A 21,002-nucleotide genomic window follows, 5' to 3' on the forward strand; every position below is an offset into this window, starting at 1 on the left:
CTGTGTGAAGGGTTGACGGCGATTGCATGACGCCTTACCTTCACGGCTTAGAAAATTCACGCCTTAGAAAAAGCCGAACAAGTAGTCGCCGGCCGCCGACGAGCTCCGCGCGGCCGGGTGCGCGTCAGGGTGGGCCGTCATGCGTGAGCGGCCCGCTCCCGCTCGTGTGGCTCTCCGTCAGACCCGCTGCCCACCCCACCACCTCGGGCGGCGGTCCCCACCGCTTCCGAGCAGAAATGAGCCCGCTATGACCTTGGCAGCACGCCGCCGAAGACGCCTCGCTCCCCCCACCGCGCTCGCCTCGGCGGTGTTCCTCGCCGCGGGGCTGCTCGGCGCGGTCGGCGGCGGTACCGCCGCCGCCGCGGCCAGCGAGATCTCCAACCAGGGCAACGGCAAGTGCCTGGACGTCACCAACGGTTCCACGGCCGACGGCACGCCCGCGCAGACGTGGAGCTGCAACGGCGGCCCCAACCAGACCTGGACGCAGAACTCCGACGGGAGCCTCACCGCCCTCGGCAAGTGCCTCGACGTCGTGAACGGCGGCACCGGCAACGGCTCCGCGGTGCACCTGTGGACGTGCTACGGCAGCGTCGCCAGCCAGAAGTGGCAGTACACCTCCGGGCACGACCTGGTGAACACCGCGTCGGGCAAGTGCCTGGACATCAAGGACAACAACAACGCCGACGGCGCCCGGCTCCAGCTCTGGGACTGCGCGGGGACCGCCAACCAGAAGTGGAACTTCCCCGGCGCGGGCGACACCACCCCGCCGCCCAGCGGTGACGACCCCGACCTGGGCCCGAACGTCGCGATCTTCGACCCCTCGATGTCGGCCTCGACGATCCAGGCGAAGCTGAACTCCGTCTTCGCGCAGCAGGAGACCAACCAGTTCGGCAGCCAGCGCTACGCGCTGCTGTTCAAGCCGGGCACCTACAATGTGGACGCCAACGTCGGCTTCTTCACCCAGGTCGCCGGCCTCGGCATGAGCCCCGACGACGTGACGATCAACGGCGCCGTGCACGCGGAGGCCGACTGGTTCGACGGCAACGCCACCCAGAACTTCTGGCGCGAGGCGGAGAACCTGTCCGTGCGGCCGAGCTCCGGCACGGACCGCTGGGCGGTCTCCCAGGCGGCTCCCTACCGCCGCATGCACGTCAAGGGCAACCTCGTGCTCGACGACGGCGGCTGGTCGAGCGGCGGCTTCATCTCGGACACCAAGGTCGACGGGCAGATCAACTCCGGCAGCCAGCAGCAGTGGCTGACCCGGAACTCCGAGATCGGCAGCTGGACGGGCTCCAACTGGAACCAGGTCTTCGTCGGCGCCAAGGGCGCACCGGCGCAGAGCTTCCCGAGCCCGACATACACGACGGTCGGCTCCGCCCCGAAGACCCGCGAGAAGCCGTTCCTCTACGTCGACGACGCCGGGGACTACCAGGTCTTCGTGCCCGCGGTCCAGTCGAACAGCTCCGGCACCACCTGGAACGGCAAGACCCCGGCGGGCAGCTCGCTGCCGCTCGACCAGTTCTACGTCGTCAAGCCGGGCGCCAGTGCCGCCACCATCAACGCCCAGCTCGCGGCGGGCAAGAACCTGCTGTTCACGCCAGGTGTCTACCACCTGAGCCAGACGCTGAACGTGACCAGGCCCGACACCGTGGTGCTGGGCCTCGGCCTCGCGACGCTGGTGCCGGACAACGGCGTGACCGCGATCTCGACGGCCGACGTGGACGGGATCAAGCTGGCCGGGCTGCTCGTCGACGCGGGCACCACCAACTCGAACCTGCTCGTGAGGATCGGTCAGGACGGCTCCTCGGCCGACCACTCGGCCGACCCGACGACGCTCAGCGACTTCTTCGTGCGCGTCGGCGGCGCGGGCGTCGGCAAGGCCACCCAGAGCGTCGTCATCAACAGCGACGACGTGCTGGCCGACCATCTGTGGCTGTGGCGGGCCGACCACGGCAGCGGCGTCGGCTGGACCAGCAACACCGCCGACAACGGGCTGATCGTCAACGGCGACGACGTCACCGCGTACGGGCTGTTCGTCGAGCACTACCAGAAGACGCAGGTCACCTGGAACGGCAACGGCGGGCGCACGTACTTCTTCCAGAACGAGCTGCCCTACGACCCGCCCGACCAGTCTGCCTGGATGAACGGGAGCACCCAGGGCTACCCCGCCTACAAGGTGGGAGCCGGCGTCACCAGCCACGAGGCCTGGGGCCTGGGCAGCTACGCCTTCTTCAACGCCAACCCCAGCGTCGTCGAGGCGCACTCCTTCGAGGTGCCCGTCACCTCGGGAGTGCGGTTCCACGACCTGGTGACGGTGTCGCTGGGTGGCACCGGCACCATCAGCCACGTCATCAACAACACCGGTGCGGCGGCCAACTCCTCGCACCAGGTGACGTACCTGGTCACGGGGCCGTAACCGGCACCGCCACGCACCACCGGACTGCCGCCCGTACCCTCCCGTGCGGGCGGCAGTGCCGTGTCCGCACCGTCTGTCGAGGTCCTGTTCGGGATTCGACCGCGCCGGAACGCCGCGCCCGGCCGCTCTCAGCGGAAGACGGTCGTCTCCGTGGCGTGGATGCAGTACCGCTCCCAGGTCGTCTTGCGGTCCGGCTTGGACGTGGGAAGCGCGCACACCTCGATCCGGAAGTCCTTCGGATCCGCGATGGCCACCATGCGGGTGAACTGGTCGTCGCCGTAGTTGATCGTCGCCTCCCGCACCGGGCCGCCGACCGCGCGGGCGGTCAACCGGTCGCCGGGCTCTCCCTTGTTGATCCGGCCCCACGCCGCCCCGCAGCGGACGCTGTAGCGGACCTCCAGCTCCACCGGGTTGCCCGTGGCGGGCTTCCAGCCGGCGGCGTCGCTGCCGCACCCCTCGTCCTCCGGGTTCCGGCCGTCGCACGCCTGCCCGGGACACGTGGGCGGCTTCTCCTCCTGCGTCAGCTTCGTCGTCGCGAGGGTCACCGCACCCGTGGCGACGGCCCCGACGACGACCACGATCAGTGCGTTCCCGCTGTTCCTGGACAACCAGGTACCGGCTTGCCGAAGCCGTTCACCTACCGGCATGCCCCTTCCTCCTGCCACCCTCCCGCCACAGCCGGGGAGGGTTCCGTCGAGGCCCCTGACCTACCCCGGAGCGGCCGGCTTTGCCTGCGTGCAGGGCGTATTGACGCGATTCGGTCCTGATTCGACCTGAAGAACCGCATCATGGAGAGAGGTGTGTGATCACGACACAAGGGTGAACATGTCCACTTGCGGCTCCCGGCCGGCGCCGACGCCGGATACTCGGGCCATGTTCGCTTCCGTGCGGTTGGAGTACCGGGGACCCCTCTGCCCCGACAATCTCTTCGGGCATCTCGCGGCCACCGCGACGCCCGGCGTGGAGGAGTGGCGGGACGGGGCCTACCGGCGGACGCTGCGGCTGCCGCGCGGGCCCGGAATCGTCTCGCTCCGGCCCATGGACGGGTACGTCGGATGCGAGCTGGAGCTCGGCGACGGGGGAGACCTCCCCGAGGCCGTGCGGCTGTGCCGCTGGATGCTCGACCTCGACGCCGACCCGGTGGGCGTCGACGGGCACCTGCGCGCGGACCCGTTGCTCGCGCCCCTCGTCGCGGCGCACCCCGGGCGCCGGGTGCCGCGGACGAGCGACCCGGCCGAGTTCGCCGTACGGGCCGTCCTCGGGCAGCAGGTCTCCACCGCCGCCGCGCGCACCCTCGCGGGCCGTCTCGCCGCGAAGCACGGCGAGCCCGTGGACGATCCGCACGGCGGCCTGACCCGGCTGTTCCCCCAGCCGGCGGCGCTGCTGAAGCTCGACCCGGACGGGCTCGCCATGCCGCGGTCGCGCCGCGACACCCTCCTCGCCCTCGTCTCCGCGCTGGCCTTCGGCGACGTCGCCCTCATCCCCGGCGGGGACACCCGGCAGGCACGGGTGGCCCTCGCCGCGCTGCCCGGCGTCGGGCCCTGGACGGTCGAGATGATCGCGATGCGCGGGCTGGGCGACCCGGACGCCTTCGTCGCGACCGACCTCGGCGTCCGGCTGGCCGCCAGGGCGCTGGGGCTGCCCGGTACGCCCGCCGCGCTGATCCGGCGGGCGGCGGCCTGGCAGCCGTGGCGCGCGTATGCCGTGCAGTACCTGTGGGCGGTCGACGATCACCCGATCAACCGGCTGCCCGAGCCGGCGCCCGCTGCCACGCCCGGCTGAAATTCCGCCCACAGCCGGGAAATCGGCGACCGCCGCTGGGAGAATGCCCACGCTCCGTCCGGGGCGTTTTCGCTGCGCAGGGAGAGGAACTCCAGGAACCCATGGAAATCGTCGACGACTTCGGATTAACCGTGGCGGCCATCGAACCCGCGGATCTCGACCGCGATCCCGCCCCCTGGACCCTTCTCGACCGCCCGGTCCCCGTGGTGCGGATGACGAATCCGCCCCCGGAGGTGTGGGGCGAACTGGCCCGCCGCGGATTCGTTCGAAAACCCGCCACCCTCACCTGGGTGGCCCGCCTCGGGGCCTCCGAGGACGCCTTTCTCGCCGGAATTCCGCACAAGAGCCGCCAGTACGTCCACCGGGCGCGGCGGCGGATGGCGGCCGAGGGCGTCCGGGAGACCGTGGAGGACCGGGTGTCCGCGGACAGCCTGCACCGGTTCCTCGACCTCTACGAGGCGCAGGTCTCCGCGATGCGGTACGGCGTGGCGTTCGCGCGGCGGTTCAGCACGGCCATCCTCCAGGGCCCGGAGAAGTACTTCGGGGTGTTCCTCCACCGCGGTGACGAACTCGTCGGCGGCTGCCTCGCGCTGGAGAGCCCCGACGAGAGCGCGATCCGCGTCCGCTGGTCCGCTGTCACCGAGCCGGCGCGGAGGGCGAGTTACCCGCGGGCCGTGTACTGCACCGCCATGCAGGTGGCCCGGGAGAAGGGGTACGCGTGGGCGTCCCTCGGCGACGACCCGAACCTGTACGGCCACCTCGCCCAGGCGGGCCTGTTCACCTTCAAGAGCCGGATGGGCTTCACGGCCGTCGCCTCCCAGGACTTCTCCGATCCCCACGCCTGGGACGAGGCCGACCTGGTGCTGTCGCTGGACGCGCTGTCGGCACCTGCCCTGATGCTCGAGTACGCGGACGGCACGGGGCTCGCCACGGGTCCCGCCTCCGGGAACGGCGCGGGGAGCGGTGACGGAAGCGGGGCCGGGAGCGCGGGCTCCGGCACGGTGCGGGGCCGCCCGGCGCGCCACCCCCTGCGGGCCCGCCTCGTCATCGACTCCCGGGTCGACGTCCAGCAGTTCTCCGCGGCGTTCCTGTCGGGGATGGTGGTGGAGCCGGCGGCCCGGGGCTGAGCGGGCCCGCGGCCCGGAGCCGAACGGGGAGCCGCCGCACGGAGCCCTGGCGGTGGCTCCGTGTGCGCCGCGCGCCATGTGCGCCGTGCACTCGCTCTCGCCGTCACTCGCCGGCGCCGCCCGGCCCACCGGGCGCCCCGCACTCAGCCGTGCGCCACCGGGCACCTGCGCGCCGGCGTACGGGTGCCGATGCGGGGGTCCCGCTGCGGTCCGACGCCCTCGGCGCGCAGCCGGGCGGCCTCGTCGAGGTGGAAGTCGGGGCTCGGGCGGCCCTCGTCGTAGTAGCGGTGGAAGACCGGCGTGAGCGCGCCGGACATGGGCGGCACGATCCACGACCAGTCGGCCGGGCAGGACCGGCCCGCCAACTCCTCCCTGGCCAGGTGCTTCAGGAACCGGGCGGACTCCGTGTGGTGGTCGGCGATCGTCACGCCCGCGCCGTCGAAGGAGTGCAGGACCGCGCGGTTGACCTCGACCAGGGCGTGGTCCCGCCAGAGCGTGCGGTCACAGGAGGTGTCCAGGCCGAGGCGGCGGCCCACCTCGGGCAGGATGTCGTAGCGGTCGGCGTCGCAGAGGTTGCGGACGCCGATCTCCGTGCCCATGTACCAGCCGTTGAACGGCGCCGCCGAGTAGGAGATCCCGCCGACGCGCAGCCGCATGTTGGAGATCGCGGGCACGGCGTGCCAGCGCAGGGCCAGGTCGGCGAACCAGTCGAGGGACGGGTGCGTGATCGGGACTTCGAGCACCTCCTCGCGGGGGATCTCGAACAGCCGGGGGCCCTCGTGCCTGGCCTCGACGACCAGGGGCAGCACGTCGAACGGCCCGCCGGAGGGCCGCCAGCCGAGGCGGGTGGCGAGTTCGGCGAGCCCGTAGCCGCGCGGGTCGCCGGTGTAGCCGCCCTCGAACCTGAGGTGGCCGGCGTACCTGACGAGTTGTTCGTTCCAGATCAGCACGGGCGGACCGGCCGCGTCGTCCGGGGCGAAGACGGTGATGACGGGCCGGATCCGGCCGCCGTTCGTGGCGGTGCGCAGGTGGGCGACGCACTCGGCGGCCACGTCGGCGGCGTCCGTGAGGTGCCTGCGGTCGCGGACCTGGAGGCTCTGCCAGTAGAGGCGTCCGATGCAGCGGGCGGAGTTCCGCCACGCCACCCGCGCGCCGAAGGCGAGTTCCTCGGGCGTGTGCGTGTACGAACCCGTCTCGCCGATCTCCCGGCGCACTTCGGCGAGCCGGGGATACAGCAGGTCGGCCCGGCCGATTTCGCGGTGGTACTGGCGGAGGAACGCCTCCGCCTCTCCGGCGTCGGCCATGGCCACGGAATTACCCGGACGCATATTCCCGCCTCCCCCTGACGGCTTGTCATCGGATTTCTGTCATCGGACATCGTCACTACGGCCTTTCGGCCGGGTCGCGGGGCGACACGGGACATCCCCGAGCACATCCGGAGCAGATCCGGAGAGCGTCCGGAGCACGGCTGGAAGGCGCCTGGAGACGCATCCGGAGCACATCCTGAAGCGAGTTGGGCCCCGATGATTTTAATTGCCCAGCTCTGCCGCGGTCATGCCGTACCGGAACCCCGCATCATCACGTCCGATTCCCGCCAGACGCGGAGGGGGAAATGCCGTAAGAATGTCGGAGTGCTGGATTTCGACACCTACTACAGGGCCATGGCCAGCAGAGACGCCCGGTTCGACGGGACCTTCTACGTGGCGGTCACGACCACGGGCGTCTACTGCCGCCCGGTGTGCGGCTCGCGCACGCCGAAGCGGGAGAACGTGCGCTTCTTCCGGATCGCCGCCGCCGCCGAGGCGGCCGGGTTCCGGGCCTGCCGCCGCTGCCGCCCGGAGGCCCACCCCTCCTCGCCCGAGTGGAACGTCCGCGGCGACCTGGTCGCCAGAGCGCTGCGGCTGATCGCGGGCGGGGCGGTGGACGAGATGGGCGTCGCGGGGGTCGCACGGCAGCTCGCCGTGAGCGAGCGCCACCTGCACCGCCAGCTCGTCGCGGAGGTCGGCGTGGGCCCGCTCGCCCTCGCCCTGAACCGCCGCAACCAGGTGGCCAGGCTGCTGATCGAGTCCAGCTCGCTGCCGCTGCTCGACGTCGCCTTCGCGGCCGGGTACTCCAGCATCCGCCAGTTCAACGACGGGTTCCGCGCCGCCTTCGGCTGCTCGCCGCGGGAGCTGCGCAGGGCCAGGGGGACGGCGGGTGGCGCGCAGCGCGCCGTCTCGGGGGCCCGGTCCGGTGGGCCGGGGGCCGAGAGGGCGCCCGGGGCGGTGGCCGGGCCGCTCGCGCTCCGGCTGCGCTACCGCCCCCCGCTCGCGGCCTCCGCGCTGCTCGACTGGTTCCGGGTCAGGGCGCTGCCCGGTGTGGAGGAGGTCGGCGACCACCTGCTCCGCCGGACCCTGCGGCTGCCGCGCGGCAGCGGCCGGGCCGAGCTGGACCTCACCGGCTGCCGCGCCGACCGCGACGCGAAACAGCAGCAGGTGACCGTGCGCCTGTGGCTGACGGACCTGCGCGATGTGACCGCCGCCGTCCGGCGCTGCCGCGACCTCCTCGACCTCGACTCCGACCCGGCCGCCGTCGCCGAAGCGCTGTCAGGGGCCCCCTGGCTCGGCCCGCTCGTGCGGGCGAGGCCGGGCCTGCGCGTGCCGGGCTGTGCCGACGGCTTCGAGCTTGCGGTCCGGCTGCTGGCCGAGCAGTACCTGCCGGGCCCCGGCGCCCGGCAGCTCTGCGGCTGGCTCGCCGCCCGCCACGGCGAGCCCCTGACGGCGCCGGACGGCGCACCCGCCATCCTGTTCCCGACCCCCGCGGCACTGGCCGAGGCCGACCTGGCCGGCGCCCTCGCGGAAGCGGGGCGGACGCTCGCCGAAGTCCCCGCGGAGCCCCCCGCCGAGCCGGTCGCCGCCCATCCGGACTCGGCCGATCCGGTCCCGGCCGAGCCGGCCCCCGGCACACCGCCCCAGGGCGGCCCGCTCGAACCCGTCCCGGAAGCGCTCGCCGCATGCGACGCCGTGCGCGCCCTCGCGACCGCCGCGGCCGACGAGAAGCTGTCCCTGGCGCGGGACGCCGACCGCGAGGCGGAGGTCGCCGCGCTGCTCGGACTGCCCGGCGTCGAACCCTGGACCGTCCAGCGGATCGCCATGCACGTCCTGGGCGACCCGGACGCCTTCGACGCCGCCGACCCGGCTCTCCAGGCGGCCGTCCGCTCCCTGCCCGAGGCGCCGGGCTCCGCGCCCGACGTACCGGGCTCCGCGCCCGGACCCCCCGTCCACCCCCGCGACCTGGACGAGCACGCCCAGCGTTGGCGCCCCTGGCGCTCCTACGCCGTCATGCACCTGCACGCCGCCACCCGGCCGCCGGCAGACGGGGAGCGGCGCTGACCACCGGCTCGACCCGGCACCGGATGACCCGGGCGGGGCACCACCGGCCATCCGCACGCCGTCCGCCCGCGACCCCGCGCCCCGACCCGTCCGCCCGTCTCATCCCCCCCGTTCGCGGGTCGCTCCCCGCACGCCCCCTGGGCCGATATCTCCCCGTCCCGTCCGAAGTGTTCCCCGCTCGAAAGGCACGCCCTAGATGGACACCGTGACGGCGCCGACCCCGCTCGGCCCGTTCAGCATGATCACCCTGGACGGCGGCATCGTCGCCGCCGGGTTCACCGACGACCCGGCGTCGCTGCTGGCGGAGCTGCCCCCGCCGTACCGGCACGGCTCGCCGCGCGTCCGCGACACCCCGGAGCCCTACCTGTCCGCGGTGCGGGCCTACTTCGACGGTTCCGTGCGTGCCCTGGACGAGCTGCCCGTCGTCCAGTTCGGCAACGACTTCCGCCAGGCCGCCTGGCGGGAGATGCGCCGCGTCGAGCCCGGCACGTCCGTCAGCTACCGCGAGCTGGCCGAGCGTGCCGGCCGGCCCGGTGCGGCGCGGGCGGCGGGCGCGGCCTGCGCCTCCAACCTCGTCCCGCTGATCGTCCCCTGCCACCGGATCCGGCGCACGGACGGCAGCCTGGGCGGCTACTACTACGGACTGGACGTCAAGCAGTGGCTGCTCGACCACGAGAAGGGCGGGCTGCTCCCGTCGGCTCCCGCGCCGGCGGCCCTCGGGCCGGCCGCCCACGCCCAGCCGGCCGCCCCGGCAGCGCCTGCCGTCCCCGCCGGCCCCGTCACCGTTCCCGACGTGGCCGTTCCTGACGCCGGCAGCCCCTACGCCGCCGCGGACACCACCACCCGCCGGAAGGGGCGTGACCTGTGAGGGCGTATCTGCGGCTGCTGGGATCCGGGGACTTCGGCCGGGTCTGGTTCGGCGCGTCCGTCTCGCTGCTCGGCGACGGGATGACGCTGCTGGCGCTGAGCTGGCTGGTCCTGGACAAGGGCGGCACCGGGCAGCTCAGCCTGCTCGGGGTGTGCTTCACCGCGCCCGTGGTGCTCGGCGGGCTCGCCGTCGGGCCGCTGCTCGACCGGTTCGACAAGCGCACGGTGCTGATCGTGGACAGCGTGTTCCGAGGGGTGTGCGTGGCATCGGTGCCGCTCGCCGCCGCCCTCGGGGACGTGCCGACAGCGCTTCCGTTCGTCGTCGCCGCCGTCTACGGGCTGCTGAAGATGGTGCCGCTGGCCGGGTTCCCCGCGGCCATCCCGCAACTCGTCGGCGAGTCCGAGCTGGACACCGCGAATGCCATGGAGTCGCTCAGCTTCAGCGTCGCCACCGTGGTCGGCCCGGCGCTCGCCGGCGTGCTCGTCGGCGTGATGGGCGCCCCCAACGTCCTGCTCGTCGACGCCGTCACCTACCTCTTCTTCGCCGCGGCCGTGGCGACCGTACGGCGCCCGCTGGCACCGCCCGCCAAGGCCGCGAAGGCCGCCGAGGCCGCCACGACCGCCGAGGCCGCCACGACCGCCGAGGGCGTCCCGAGCACGCCCGCCGCGAAGGTGTCCGTGCGGGTGGTCGGCCGGGACAAGGTGATCGTCGCCACCACGGCCGCGTTCATGGCGTTCAACATCGCCGACGGCATGCTGCTGCTCGTCGTCGCCCCCTGGCTCGCCAGGAACGAGCTGGGCGGGGTGTTCTCGCTCGGCGCGCTGACGGCGACGCTCGCCGCCGGCGAGCTGGTGGGCGCGTCGATCGCCGGCGGGCGCGCGGGCCGCGGGTCCGTGCGCCGAATCGCGCTCTGCCAGATGGGTGCGGCGCTGGGGTTCCTCGCCGTGCTCGCCGCGCCGCAGGCCGTCCTGGTCGGGGCCGGGTTCTTCTGCGTGGGCATGCTGAGCGCGCCGATGACGGTGTGGGCGCAGTCCCTGCGGATGCGCCGCATCCCGCCCGAGATGCACGGCCGGGCGTTCGCCGCGCTGCGCACCCTCATGCAGGGCACCTCGCCGCTGGGCTCCGCGATCGCCGCACCGGTGCTGGTGCTCGGCGGGCTCGGCTGGACGGCGGTGGTGATGGTGGCGTTCGCCGGGCTGCCCGGGCTGTGGCTGCTGCGGTACTCGGGTCAGGACCGTCAGGCGCCCCTGGCCGGCACGGTCCCCGAGGAGCGCACCGAGGTGGGGTGAGCGGTCACCCGCCGCGCCGCCGGGTGGCCCAGGAAGCCGCGCACGGCGAACTCCCAGCCGTACGCGCCCGCCATGGGGAACACCAGGGCGTCCCCGACGCGCAGCCGGTCCGCGGTGAGCCCCCTGGCCAGGATGTCCTCGGGGGTGCACAGCGGGCCGGCCAGCGAGACGGGCGTCTCGCGCAGCTCCGGGCGGCGGCAGGGATACGGCCACCGCTCGACGGGCAGCACGGCCGCCTCCACCGCGACCTCCAGCAGCGCCGGCAGCATGAAGTGGTTGATGCCGCCGCCCAGGACGGCGAACCACTCGCCGGCCACCCGCTTGAGATCGGTGACCGGCGCCGCGTACCAGCCGCACTCCGCGACCAGCCAGCGGCCGGGCTCGAACACCACCCGCACACCGGGCGGCGGGGGAGTGGCACGGAGCCGGTCCGCGAACCGTTCGAGGTCGAAGGGCGCGCCGCCCACCGCCGGCACGCCGAGACCGCCGCCCACGTCCACCACGCGCAGCTCGACGTGGTGCTCCTCGGCCGCCGCGACGGCCCAGCGCAGCCGGGAGGCGACGTGGTCGGCGTGCCGGTCGGCGTCGAGGTTCCCGGACACCACATGGAAGTGGTAGCCGACCGGGACGACGCCGGTCAGCCGCCGCGCGGTGGCGGCGACCGCCGCGATCCGGTCCTCCCCGACGCCGAACTGGGTGGCGCGGCCGTCCATCCGCAGGGCTCCGTCCAGCGGGCCCGACGCGGAGTTCACGCGCAGCACCACCGGCACCCGGCGCCCCGCGCGGCGGGCGGCGAGGTCCACCCGGTGCAGTTCGAACTCGCTCTCGACGCTGATGAACTCGGCGCCCGCCCGGACCGCGGCCGCCAGCAGCCGGTCCGACTTGCCGGGCCCGGTGACGATCATCCGGGCGGCCCCGCCGCTCGCGGCCAGCGCGGCGTCCGCCTCGGCCGACGAGGCGACGTCGAAGCCGTCGACGGCCGGGGCGAGGGCCGCGAGCACCGGCAGGTAGGAGTTCGCCTTCACCGCGTAGTACACCTCCGCCCAGCCGGGCAGCCGCGCGCGCAGCGCGGCCGCCCGGCGGCGCGCCGCCTCCGGCCGGTAGACGTAGGTGCACACCGGCTCGTCCGCCGTGGACGCGAACAGCGCGCGCACCCGGTCGGCGACCGCGTCCGGCACCGCCCGGGCGGGCAGCGCGGGACGCGGGGCGCCGGCCGCCCACTGCTGGGCGGGCCACGGCACCGGCACCGGACCGCCCGCCGGGTCCGGGGCGCCCCCAGGGAGCCGGCCCGCCATCAGAAGTACGACTCCAGGCCGCCCCTGCGCCGGATGTCCAGGGTGGCGCAGTGGAACGAGCCGCCGAAGACGGTGTAGTGCTCGAAGGAGCACGGCACCGGCTCGAAGCCCCAGCTCTCGAACGCCTTCATCAGCGGCGTCTGCGACCGCTCCACCACCACGTGCTCCGGGTCGAGCATCAGGACGTTCACGCTGCTCCACCGGCTCATCAGGCCCTGCTCCATGACCGGGGTGATCACCGGCTCCGGCGGGATCAGGACGTCCCAGGACCGCAGCGCCTCCGGCAGGGAGTCCGGGTCGAGGAACTCCGGGTTGACCAGCACCCTGCCCGGCGCGAGCGGCAGCAGGGAGGTGTCGATGTGCATCGCCCTCGGATAGCGGGAGACGATCTCGTGGACGCGGTACTCCGGGCCGAGGTGCCGCCTGAGCCACTCGACGCCGAGGCGGTTGGTGACGTGGCTGCGCTCCATGAACAGGTCCCGGCCGCAGCGCATGACGTCCGCCGCGTCGAAGACGGGCTCCGCCTCCGTCACGAAGAACTCCATGTCCTCGGACCAGGGCGGCACCTCGTAGCCGGGCTGGTACTGGTCGTCCGCCAGCCGCGGCTTCGGGGCCGCCGTCCAGCGGGCGCCGGCCCGGAAGTACTCGGTGAGCAGGCTCCGGTACGGCCACACCTCGAAGTAGCGGTTCCGGTCCGCCATCGGCACCTCGATGAACTCGTCCCCGACGACGAGCAGCAGGTCACGGGGGTTCGCCACCGACATGCCGTTCGCCACCGACCAGCCCGGCGTGGCGAACGGCCGGGAGAAGTCCGGCGGATCGGGGCGGCGCACGGTGACATGCGCCTCCTCAAGGATCCCGATGAACTCCTGAAGGCCCTTCTCCGCCTTCTCCACCACGTCCGGCGGCACCGGCCCGCCCCGGACGCCGGGCGCGGCGGTGATCCTCGCCCAGGAGGACGGCGGCACGGTGATCCGGTCGAGCACGTCCCACGAGGACGTCATGGCCCCCTCGACCCGGCCGACGACGACCTCCTCCAGGGGATCCCATTCGTTGTACGTCGACACCACGGCGTTCACGGGCACCGCTCCTTCTCTCGGGTCGCATCCGGTCTCCCGGGTCGCATCCGGTCTCCCGGGTCCTATCCGGCTCTCGGGTCGGCATCGGGTGTCAACGCGTCATGCAGGTCTGCTCGTCGCCCTGGTAGACGATCTCGCCGCGCAGCACCTTCCGGTAGAAGCTCCAGTACGACGGCTCGACGACCTCCACCTTCCGCTCGATGGCGTCGTGCAGCCGGGGGATGTTCACCATGGGGACGCCCTGGTGGTAGTGGTGCGCGGTGTGCAGGTTGTTGTAGTTGGTGATCCACCGCGCGAACCGCGAGGCCCTGATGGTGCGGGTGTTGCTGAGGACGTCGGGGTCCGTCTGGGTGTTCAGACCGAAGTGCTCGGGCAGCTCGATCAGGAAGTGGACGGCCTCGCTGACCAGCACGATCGGCAGCAGCCACGCCCACACGAAGAACCAGTCGCGGGTCACGGCGCCCGCCACCGCCGCGCCGGCCGCGAGGGCGAGCAGCAGCCGGTACTCGTTCTGGATGGCGCGGGTCGCCTTCGGCCGGCCGACGCCGGGGATCGGGCGCCGCAGCAGCGAGCGGCCGGTGTTGCGCACCACGTCCGCGTACCGGCCGAGGTGGAGCGCCGCTCCGGCGAACCCGTGGATGCTGTCCAGGCCGCGGAAGCGGTAGTTGAAGAACTCCAGGTTCTTCTCCGTGCCCAGGAACGCGTGGTGCCTGAGGTGCTCGTACTTGTAGTGCGTGTACGAGCTGAACATGAACATGCCGCAGACGAACCCCCAGAGCCGGTTCGCCCAGCGGGCGCGGAAGGCGTGCTCGTGCAGGCACTCGTGCTGGAGCTCCACGAGGTACCCGTACATCAGGCCCAGAACCGGGACGCTCACGGCGATGGTCACCGGACCGCGCAGTTCCAGCAGGGCGGTGTAGCAGACGACGATGACGCCCAGCGCGAGCGCGATCTTCGCGACGAACCGGCTGGGGCGGCGTTCGAAGTACGCCATCGGCAGTCCGCGCCGGGTGTCGGTGCCGCGGACCGGTGCGAGCAGGACGTCGTGGAAGCCGTCCAGGTTCAGTGGTTCGTCGTCGCGTGCGGGCATGGCCGGCATGGCGGATCCTCTCTGACGTTCGTGTGGATGGGTGTGGATGGGTGTGGATGGGTCGGTGCCGCGGGCCCTTCGGACGCGGCGGGGCGGGCGGGTCGGATGTGCGGGTGGTCCGCGCGTCAGAGCGCGAGGACCCGGCCCGCGTGGAGTGCGGTGCTGACGGTGGGGGCCAGTCGGTACAGGGGCCGGCCGATGGGGTCGCGGCCGAGACCGGGACGGGACGGTCCGCACCGCGCCCCGGCAGCGGCCAGCAGCTCGGCCGGCGCGCCGCGCAGCCGCAGCGGTCCGGTGCCGCGCCCGGCTCCGGTGCTGTCGGACACGCGGTAGGCGGCGGTCCAGTGCAGGGTTCCGCCGGCCGAACGGGACTGCGGGGTCAGCGAGTCGATGACCAGCGCGCGCGGCGGCGGCACCGCGGCGGGCAGCCGCGCGGCGGCGGTCTCCGGCAGGTCGCCCGCCGCGAACTCGCCGAAGGTGCCGTGCGGAACCAGCCACAGGGCCGGATCGCCCAGCAGCTCGCAGGCCTGCTCCAGGTCGCAGCGGCTGCGGCCGGTGGTCGCCTCCGGCGGCGGATCGGCCAGGTCCGACAGGTCCGGCGGGCCGGGGAGATCGAGCAGTTCCGGCAGGTCGGACAGCGAGAGGTCGTGCGGCGGATACGGCGACGGCGGCGACCTGTCCGGGACCGCCGCCCCGTCCGGAGCCGCCCCGCCCCGCTCCTCGGTGACCGCGGCCGTCAGGGCCAGCAGGGCGGACGGGCCGAGCAGGACGGCGTCCTCCGGGCGGATCTCGTCCGCCTCCACGGCCCGCACCCAGGGCAGGGCGACTGCCGAGGCAGGCGCGTCGTCCAGGTGCAGGACATGGTCGCCGTCCCGGACCAGCAGGTAGCCGCGGCTGCGGCTGAGCACCGTCCGCCCGTCGCACAGCACCTCGGTACGGGTGCGGCCCGCCTCCACCAGCAGCCCGTGCCCGCTCAGCACCGGGCGCGCCTTCTCCCTCAGCAGGCGCCAGGCGGTGCGGGCCCGTTCGGCGGGGTCCGCGCCGGAGTCGTCAGGCGGGTCGGCGGTGAGCCGCCACTCGCCCGGTGCGCCGGACTCCGCCCGCAGCACGAGGCCGGTGCGCCGCTCGCCGCCACCGGGTGACACCCGCGCCGCGGTGTGGCAGCGGACCACCCGGACCGCCGTCATGACCCGCACCGCAGCTCGGTGAGCCGGACGGCCGGCGCGCACGTGCCGACGTCGAACAGCATCTGGCGGTCCTTTCCGCACAGGGCGTTGTCCGAGAACTCGCTGCGGTCGCCCAGCTCGACGATCCTGGTCAGGACGTCGGCTCTCTCCCGGACGCGCCCGGTCACGTACTCGCCGGTGCGGCGGCCGGCGCGGATCCGCTCGCCGAGCACGAGGTCGGCCTCCACGGCGCTGCCGAAGCGGATGCCGTCGGCGAGCCGGTGGACCAGCAGGCCGTACCCGGCGTTCTCGACCAGCTCGTCCAGCGACGCCGTGCCGGGGCGGCAGACCAGGTTGGACATCCGGGGCAGCGGAGGCTGGAGCACGGAGGCGGCACGGGCGTTGGCGGTGGGCATCGCCCCGGCCCGCGCGGCGCTCGCGGCGCTGTGCAACTGCCGTACGAGCACGCCGTCGATCACGATCCGCTGGCGGCCCAGGCAGAGGATGCCGTCGTCGTCGCGGTCGTAGTGCGCGGGGCCGCCCTCGGCGAGCGGGTCGTCGTCGAGGCTGACCAGGTCGCTGGCGATCCGGCAGCGCAGCCGGTGGCCGAGCGGCGGCGCGCCGTCGGGCGCGCCCTCGGCGAAGTGGCCCGCGGCCTCGTGCAGCAGGACGGCCGCCGCCTGCGGGGCGAGGACGGCCGGCGGGCCGCCGGTCCCCAGCGGCCGGGCCCGGTCCACGGCCGCCAGCAGCCACCCCGCCGCGTCGAGCGCGGCGGGGTCGGTGAGGCGGGCGCCGCCCGGGCCGCGCCCGCTGCGGCCGATCGGGACCGTGCGCCCGGCCGGTGTGCGCAGGTCGCCGGTGAGCGACCAGAGCCGGCGCGTCTGCGGAACCGGGCGGCCCCCGTCGGGGCCGGCGACCGCGCGGACCGCGGACGTGTGCGTGTAGTGCAGCCGGGTGCCCGGTCCGAAGCGGGAGCGCAGCGCGGACAGGGCCGCCACCGCCTCGCCGTGGTCGTCGAGCGGGGCCGGCTCCGGCAGCGGCAACCGCCAGGGAGCGGGCGGCGGTCCCGAGAAGATCCGGGCCCGGCCGCCCGGACGGTCCAGGCGCCCGCCGTGGAACTCCGTGCGGCGGCACCGCACCGCACCGCCGGCGGCGTCGGCCGCCAGCACCGCGCCGACGGCCCGCTCCACGCGCACCACCTCCGCGCCCCGCACGTCAGCCCGCCTCCGCTCTTCGCGGGGCCGTGCCGTCCACCGCGGTCGCCTCCACCGCGGTCGCCTCCGGCGCGAGCGTGAGCGCCGGGGGTCTGCCGTTCGCGGTGCCATCGAGCAGGAGCCCCAGGCCGGCCAGCGAGCGGATCAGGTCGAGGCCGCGGTCCAGCGCCCGCTGCGGGTCGTCGTCGGCGGACTCCGGGAAGACCTCGGCGATGAGTTCCCGGGCGGTGCGCCGGCCGTCGGCGCGCTCCAGCAGGCCCCGTGCCGCCCGGCCGAGCTGGATCGTCTCGATCTTGTCGGCGGCGCTCTTCCGCGTCACGACGTACGCGCCGCCGTCCGGGTCCTGCCGGGTGGGCTCCCCGCGCAGCAACTCCTGGAGGTCGTACGGGAACTGCGCGCCGAGGAAGTCGCCCGGCCGCAGCGCGGAGTCCGGTCCGACGGTGGACGCGTTCGGCCGCGGGCCGGGTGCCGGGAGGCCGGCGGCGTCGAGGCGCATCATCTCGTAGCGCACCAGGGCCCCGACCGGGCTGTCCTCGATGCCGAGCCTTCTGGTCTCCTCCTGGGCGAAGACCAGCAGGTCGCGGGGTTCGCACTGGTGGCGGTAGCGGGTGCCGGGCGAGTGCTCGGCGTTGTAGCGCTCGATCCAGCGGACCCAGCGCTCGTACCAGTCGAGCGGCGAGTCGTAGTGGGCGAGCAGCCGGGGCCAGAGCGAGGCGAGGACGACCACGTGCCCGGAGAGCTCCTCGGCCGCGTCCACCAGGGCCCCGTCGATGTCGGGGCTGGCGAAGCGGAAGTCGGTGCAGAAGATGTCCTTGTGCTCCGCGCGGTACTGCTGGATCCGCGCGGCCCGCGACTCGGTCACCGGGGCGTCGTAGTACTCGGCCTGGCGGTCGAGGGTGTGCTCGTACGTCTTGTACATCGGCGACTGGTGCAGCGGGACCAGCGTGAAGAGCTGGCTGCGGCCCTCGCCCTCCCGGAGGAACTGGAAGAACCGCGTCAGCGTCTCGTCGAAGGTCTCGCGGGTCTCGGTCGGGTAGCCGACGATGAAGCCGGTGACGGGGCGGATGCCGGCCGCCTTGGTGGCCCTGACGATCTCCAGGCAGTGGTCGAGGTCGAGGTTCTTCTTGATCCACCGCTGCATCCTCGGCGAGCCGCTCTCGATGCCGTAGTAGATCTCCTCGCAGCCCGCGGCGCCCATCTTCTCCAGCAGGCCGGCGTCGATGACGTCGGTGCGGGTGCTGCACCCCCAGGTGACGCCGGTGTCGCGGGCGATCAGCTCGTCGCAGAACCGGTGCGTCCAGTTCCGGTCGCAGGTGAAGATGTCATGGGAGAAGTTGACGCTGGTCCGGCCGAACTCCTTCCTGACGTACTCCATCTGCCGGACGATGTCGTCGATCGGCCGCATCCGGAAGCGCCGCTCCCAGAACGGCGCGGTGGCGCAGAACGAGCACTTGAACGGGCAGCCGCGGCCGACGTCCAGGTAGAGGTTGGCGTCGGTCGTCATGTCGAAGGCGTAGTAGGCCGGCCAGGGCAGCTCGGCCATGTTCTTCACCAGCGGCCGCTCCGGGTTGACCACCGCCTCGCCCTTGCGGCGGTACGTCAGGCCGCGCACGTCGGCCGGGTCGCCGCCCGCGTGCAGGGTCCGCAGCAGCTCCGCGAAGGTCAGCTCGCCCTCGCCCCGCACGATGAAGTCGGCCCACGGGAACCGCTCGACGAACTCGGCGCTGATGGGCGTGACGGCGGGCCCGCCGAGGCAGACGAGGGTCTCGGGGGAGCGGCGCTTGACGGCCTGGCCGATGAGCACGGTGTGCGTGAGGGAGTCCGCGTCGGTCATCAGGCCGACCAGGTCGTCGCCCGCGGCCAGCGCCGCGGCGGCGATGTCGTCGTAGAGGGCGTCGGTGTTGGGGATGGTGCCGTCGACGAGGAGGCGGTTGACCTCGACGACGTCGATGGCTGCGGGCACACCGGTGCTGTCGGCGGCGGCCTTGAGGGAGAGCAGCCCGACGGGGACGAACGTCTGCATCGGCATCGGGTCCCCGGGCCCGGTGTGCAGGGACATCCCGCCGTGGTTCAGGTGCATGCTGCTGATCAGGCCGGTCCTCATCATGACGCCTGCCCGGACTCGCCGGCGCCGACGTCCGCGGCGGGCCTGTCCGCGCCGGTGTCCGCCCCGCCCCGCCGCAGCTCGACGAGCGGCTCCGCCATGATGTGCTCGCGGAACAGCTCCTCGCGGCGGATGATGCTCTGCCGCTGGAACTCCGTGGTGCCGCAGCCGTCGTAGCGGCCGCTCAGGATGCTGGACTGGCTGGGGCAGCGGCCGGTGCAGAAGTACTTGTCGTCGTTGATGGGGCAGCCGTCGCAGGTGTCCTTGTAGTTGTCCCAGGTGATCTTGCGGATCAGCCAGTCCTCGTCGTTCCAGATGTCGGCGAACGGCGTCAGCTGCACGTTCCCGCCGACGAGCACCTTGTTGCCCGCGCAGGTGCTGCACGGGAAGACGTCACCGGAGGAGTTGACGTAGCACACCCCGCGGCCGCTCATGCAGCGGCGGGTGGCGAAGACCATCGTGTAGAGGAAGTCCAGGACCTTGCCCGCGCACAGGCCGAGCGTCTGGTCCTTCTGCCGCGCCCACTCCTCCTCGTCGATCCAGAAGCGGGCGGTGTTCTCCACGTCGTGGACGGTGCTGGCGAGGTCGCGGTGCAGGGCGCCGCGGCCCATGGGGATGAACGGCACGCTGCGCAGGCTGATGTCGTTGTCCCGGGCCCAGTTCATGATGACCGGGAGGTCGTCCACGTTCTGGTGCGTGGTGGTCGTCATGATGCTGGTGTTGAAGCCGCGGTCGCGCAGCTCGGCCAGGCGGCGCGTCACGTAGGAGAACTCGCCCTCGTTGCGGTACTTCCCCTCGCCGTGCAGGCCGTCGATGCTCATGCTGATGATGACGTCGTCCTGCGGCAGCCGCTCGACGATGCCCTCGGTGAGCGTGGTGCCGTTCGTGGGGATCCCGACGACGAACCCCAGGTCGTAGGCGCGCTGCACGATGTCGCTGAAGTCGGGGTGGATGGTGGGCTCGCCGCCCGTCACGATGAGCGAGAAGACGCCCATGGCGGCCCATTCGTCGAGCAGTTCCATGATCCGCTCGGTGCTGATTTCGGTGCTGCGCGCCTTTCCGCCCTCGACGAAGCAGTGCGGGCAGCGGAGATTGCAGGTGCGGGTAATCTCCAGCCACACCATGGCGGGCGCCCTGAAGTGGAATCCCGTGTCGACCGAGAGGCGGTCGATGAGGTGTTCCGCGCAGCGTTCCGGGGGTTCTCCGGCACGCAGCAGCGGTTCCACCGCCTCGTCGTACATGCCCATGGAACCGTCCGGGAACGCGGCCAGCCAGCCGAAGTCCTCACGGCGGTAACGGATGAGCGGTCTGGCTTTCTCCGGGAGCCGCCGGGCGTATTCGGTAGTGCAGGCCGCGATATTCTGCAACAACGTACCCCTCCAGGATCCGGATACAGAAGAATTCCCATGGAACGTGCTGTGCGCCGGGCGCGCGTGGTCGTCCGGGGACGGGCGCGAACGCGGGGTGACGGCGCGACGAGGGTGCTGGGACCCGCCCGGGGCGGGCCCCAGCGGTGCCGGGTTGCTCCGGCCGGGGTGGTTACTTCGGGGTGCCGACGGTGCTGGCCGTGGTGGCCGTGCGCTCCTCGATCACCGCGATCTCCTCGAGCGCACGCTCCGGCGTGTCGGGCACGGCCGGCACCTCCTGCGGCGAGATGTGCAGGTGGGCGATGCGCAGGGCGCCGCGGGAGTCGCGGGTCACCACGAGGGACTCGCGCAGGTAGTGCTGCTCGTCACCGAGGGCCACCCGGGAGTGCATGCTCACCAGCGCCGTGTCCCCCATGATCCGGATCTCGGGGGACAGGAGCTGGCTGCGGCGGGTGGTGCCCGGCGTGAGCGCGAACACCCGCTGGAACTCCTCGCGGCTGTCGATGCGGTTCGGGACCGACAGGACGAAGAACGTCGCGTCGGCCGCGAACAGCTTGAAGTAGTCGGGGCTGCTGTTCTCGTAGGTGGACTGGTACTCGGCGAGAAGCTGCTCCACAGCTTCCCGGGTGATGGCCTCCGTACCGACGGACGCCACGATTTCAACGGTCATTCGGAGAGCTCCTTGTGACTCGTTCCGCTGTGACTGCGCGCGAAAGGGCGCGCAGCCGAAGAGCCCGAATGGACGGTTCCGATGGTGCCTGAATGAGGAGAAGGCGGGTTGACCGGACTCGGCGGACCCGCCGTGCAAGCATGACCATTGCAGAGCCCAGGAAC

15 protein-coding genes and 1 pseudogene are annotated in these 21,002 nt (G+C 73.1%); 6 read left to right on the top strand and 10 right to left on the bottom strand.

Annotation, left to right across the window (positions count from 1 at the left end):
- Positions 1-247: 247 nt before the first annotated feature.
- Positions 248-2,416, top strand: a complete 2,169-nt coding sequence (locus Sm713_RS16320) for a ricin-type beta-trefoil lectin domain protein (RefSeq protein WP_212910336.1) — start codon at positions 248-250, stop codon at positions 2,414-2,416.
- A gap of 128 nt (positions 2,417-2,544) precedes the next feature.
- Here Sm713_RS16320 and Sm713_RS16325 read toward each other — a convergent pair whose 3' ends face one another.
- Positions 2,545-3,024: a DUF2690 domain-containing protein gene (locus Sm713_RS16325; RefSeq protein ID WP_212910337.1), complete on the bottom strand. Its 480-nt coding sequence runs from the start codon at positions 3,022-3,024 to the stop codon at positions 2,545-2,547.
- Positions 3,025-3,256: 232 nt separating this feature from the next.
- On the opposite strand from Sm713_RS16325, the pseudogene Sm713_RS16330 reads away from it, so the two are divergent.
- Positions 3,257-4,198: pseudogene (locus Sm713_RS16330) on the top strand (DNA-3-methyladenine glycosylase); the annotation flags it as partial.
- A gap of 101 nt (positions 4,199-4,299) precedes the next feature.
- The gene (locus Sm713_RS16335; RefSeq protein WP_212910338.1) at positions 4,300-5,325 is read left to right on the top strand and encodes a GNAT family N-acetyltransferase; all 1,026 of its coding nucleotides are present in this window, start codon (positions 4,300-4,302) and stop codon (positions 5,323-5,325) included.
- A 143-nt stretch (positions 5,326-5,468) separates the two neighbouring features.
- Here Sm713_RS16335 and Sm713_RS16340 read toward each other — a convergent pair whose 3' ends face one another.
- Entirely contained in the window at positions 5,469-6,653 is a 1,185-nt protein-coding gene (locus Sm713_RS16340; protein WP_249416328.1) for a nitric oxide synthase oxygenase, read from the bottom strand.
- Positions 6,654-6,956: 303 nt separating this feature from the next.
- Between Sm713_RS16340 and Sm713_RS16345 the strand changes: the two genes are divergently transcribed.
- From Sm713_RS16345 to Sm713_RS16355, 3 genes are all read left to right on the top strand, one after another.
- The gene (locus Sm713_RS16345) at positions 6,957-8,696 is read left to right on the top strand and encodes a DNA-3-methyladenine glycosylase 2 family protein (protein ID WP_212910339.1); all 1,740 of its coding nucleotides are present in this window, start codon (positions 6,957-6,959) and stop codon (positions 8,694-8,696) included.
- 196 nt (positions 8,697-8,892) lie between these two features.
- Positions 8,893-9,564 (top strand): methylated-DNA--[protein]-cysteine S-methyltransferase, encoded by a 672-nt coding sequence (locus Sm713_RS16350; RefSeq protein ID WP_212910340.1) that lies wholly within the window; start codon positions 8,893-8,895, stop codon positions 9,562-9,564.
- Entirely contained in the window at positions 9,561-10,853 is a 1,293-nt protein-coding gene (locus tag Sm713_RS16355; protein WP_212910341.1) for an MFS transporter, read from the top strand. Before Sm713_RS16350 ends, Sm713_RS16355 begins: the two co-directional genes overlap by 4 nt.
- On the opposite strand, the gene Sm713_RS16360 is transcribed toward Sm713_RS16355, so the two are convergent.
- The 8 genes from Sm713_RS16360 to Sm713_RS16395 all read right to left on the bottom strand — a co-directional run bounded on the left by Sm713_RS16360 (position 10,802) and on the right by Sm713_RS16395 (position 20,838).
- Positions 10,802-12,148, bottom strand: a complete 1,347-nt coding sequence (locus Sm713_RS16360) for an alanine racemase (RefSeq protein ID WP_212910342.1) — start codon at positions 12,146-12,148, stop codon at positions 10,802-10,804. The genes Sm713_RS16355 and Sm713_RS16360 overlap by 52 nt on opposite strands.
- Positions 12,148-13,227 (bottom strand): amidinotransferase, encoded by a 1,080-nt coding sequence (locus tag Sm713_RS16365; RefSeq protein WP_249416329.1) that lies wholly within the window; start codon positions 13,225-13,227, stop codon positions 12,148-12,150. The genes Sm713_RS16360 and Sm713_RS16365 overlap by 1 nt, the downstream gene beginning before the upstream one ends.
- A gap of 91 nt (positions 13,228-13,318) precedes the next feature.
- On the bottom strand, positions 13,319-14,326 hold the full coding sequence (locus Sm713_RS16370) for a fatty acid desaturase (RefSeq protein WP_212910344.1): 1,008 nt from the start codon (positions 14,324-14,326) through the stop codon (positions 13,319-13,321).
- Positions 14,327-14,442: 116 nt separating this feature from the next.
- Positions 14,443-15,504, bottom strand: coding sequence for a hypothetical protein (locus Sm713_RS16375; RefSeq protein ID WP_212910345.1), 1,062 nt, complete (start codon positions 15,502-15,504; stop codon positions 14,443-14,445).
- The gene (locus Sm713_RS16380) at positions 15,501-16,697 is read right to left on the bottom strand and encodes a metallopeptidase TldD-related protein (protein WP_212910346.1); all 1,197 of its coding nucleotides are present in this window, start codon (positions 16,695-16,697) and stop codon (positions 15,501-15,503) included. The genes Sm713_RS16375 and Sm713_RS16380 overlap by 4 nt, the downstream gene beginning before the upstream one ends.
- A 1-nt stretch (position 16,698) precedes the next feature.
- Positions 16,699-18,804, bottom strand: a complete 2,106-nt coding sequence (locus Sm713_RS16385; RefSeq protein ID WP_212910347.1) for a B12-binding domain-containing radical SAM protein — start codon at positions 18,802-18,804, stop codon at positions 16,699-16,701.
- Complete coding sequence (locus Sm713_RS16390) at positions 18,801-20,171, bottom strand: radical SAM/SPASM domain-containing protein (protein WP_212910348.1); 1,371 nt, start codon at positions 20,169-20,171, stop codon at positions 18,801-18,803. Before Sm713_RS16390 ends, Sm713_RS16385 begins: the two co-directional genes overlap by 4 nt.
- 169 nt (positions 20,172-20,340) lie before the next feature.
- Entirely contained in the window at positions 20,341-20,838 is a 498-nt protein-coding gene (locus tag Sm713_RS16395) for a nuclear transport factor 2 family protein (protein WP_212910349.1), read from the bottom strand.
- Positions 20,839-21,002: the final 164 nt, after the last annotated feature.

The sequence above is a fragment of the Streptomyces sp. TS71-3 genome (genome assembly GCF_018327685.1).
Lineage (GTDB): Bacteria > Actinomycetota > Actinomycetes > Streptomycetales > Streptomycetaceae > Streptomyces.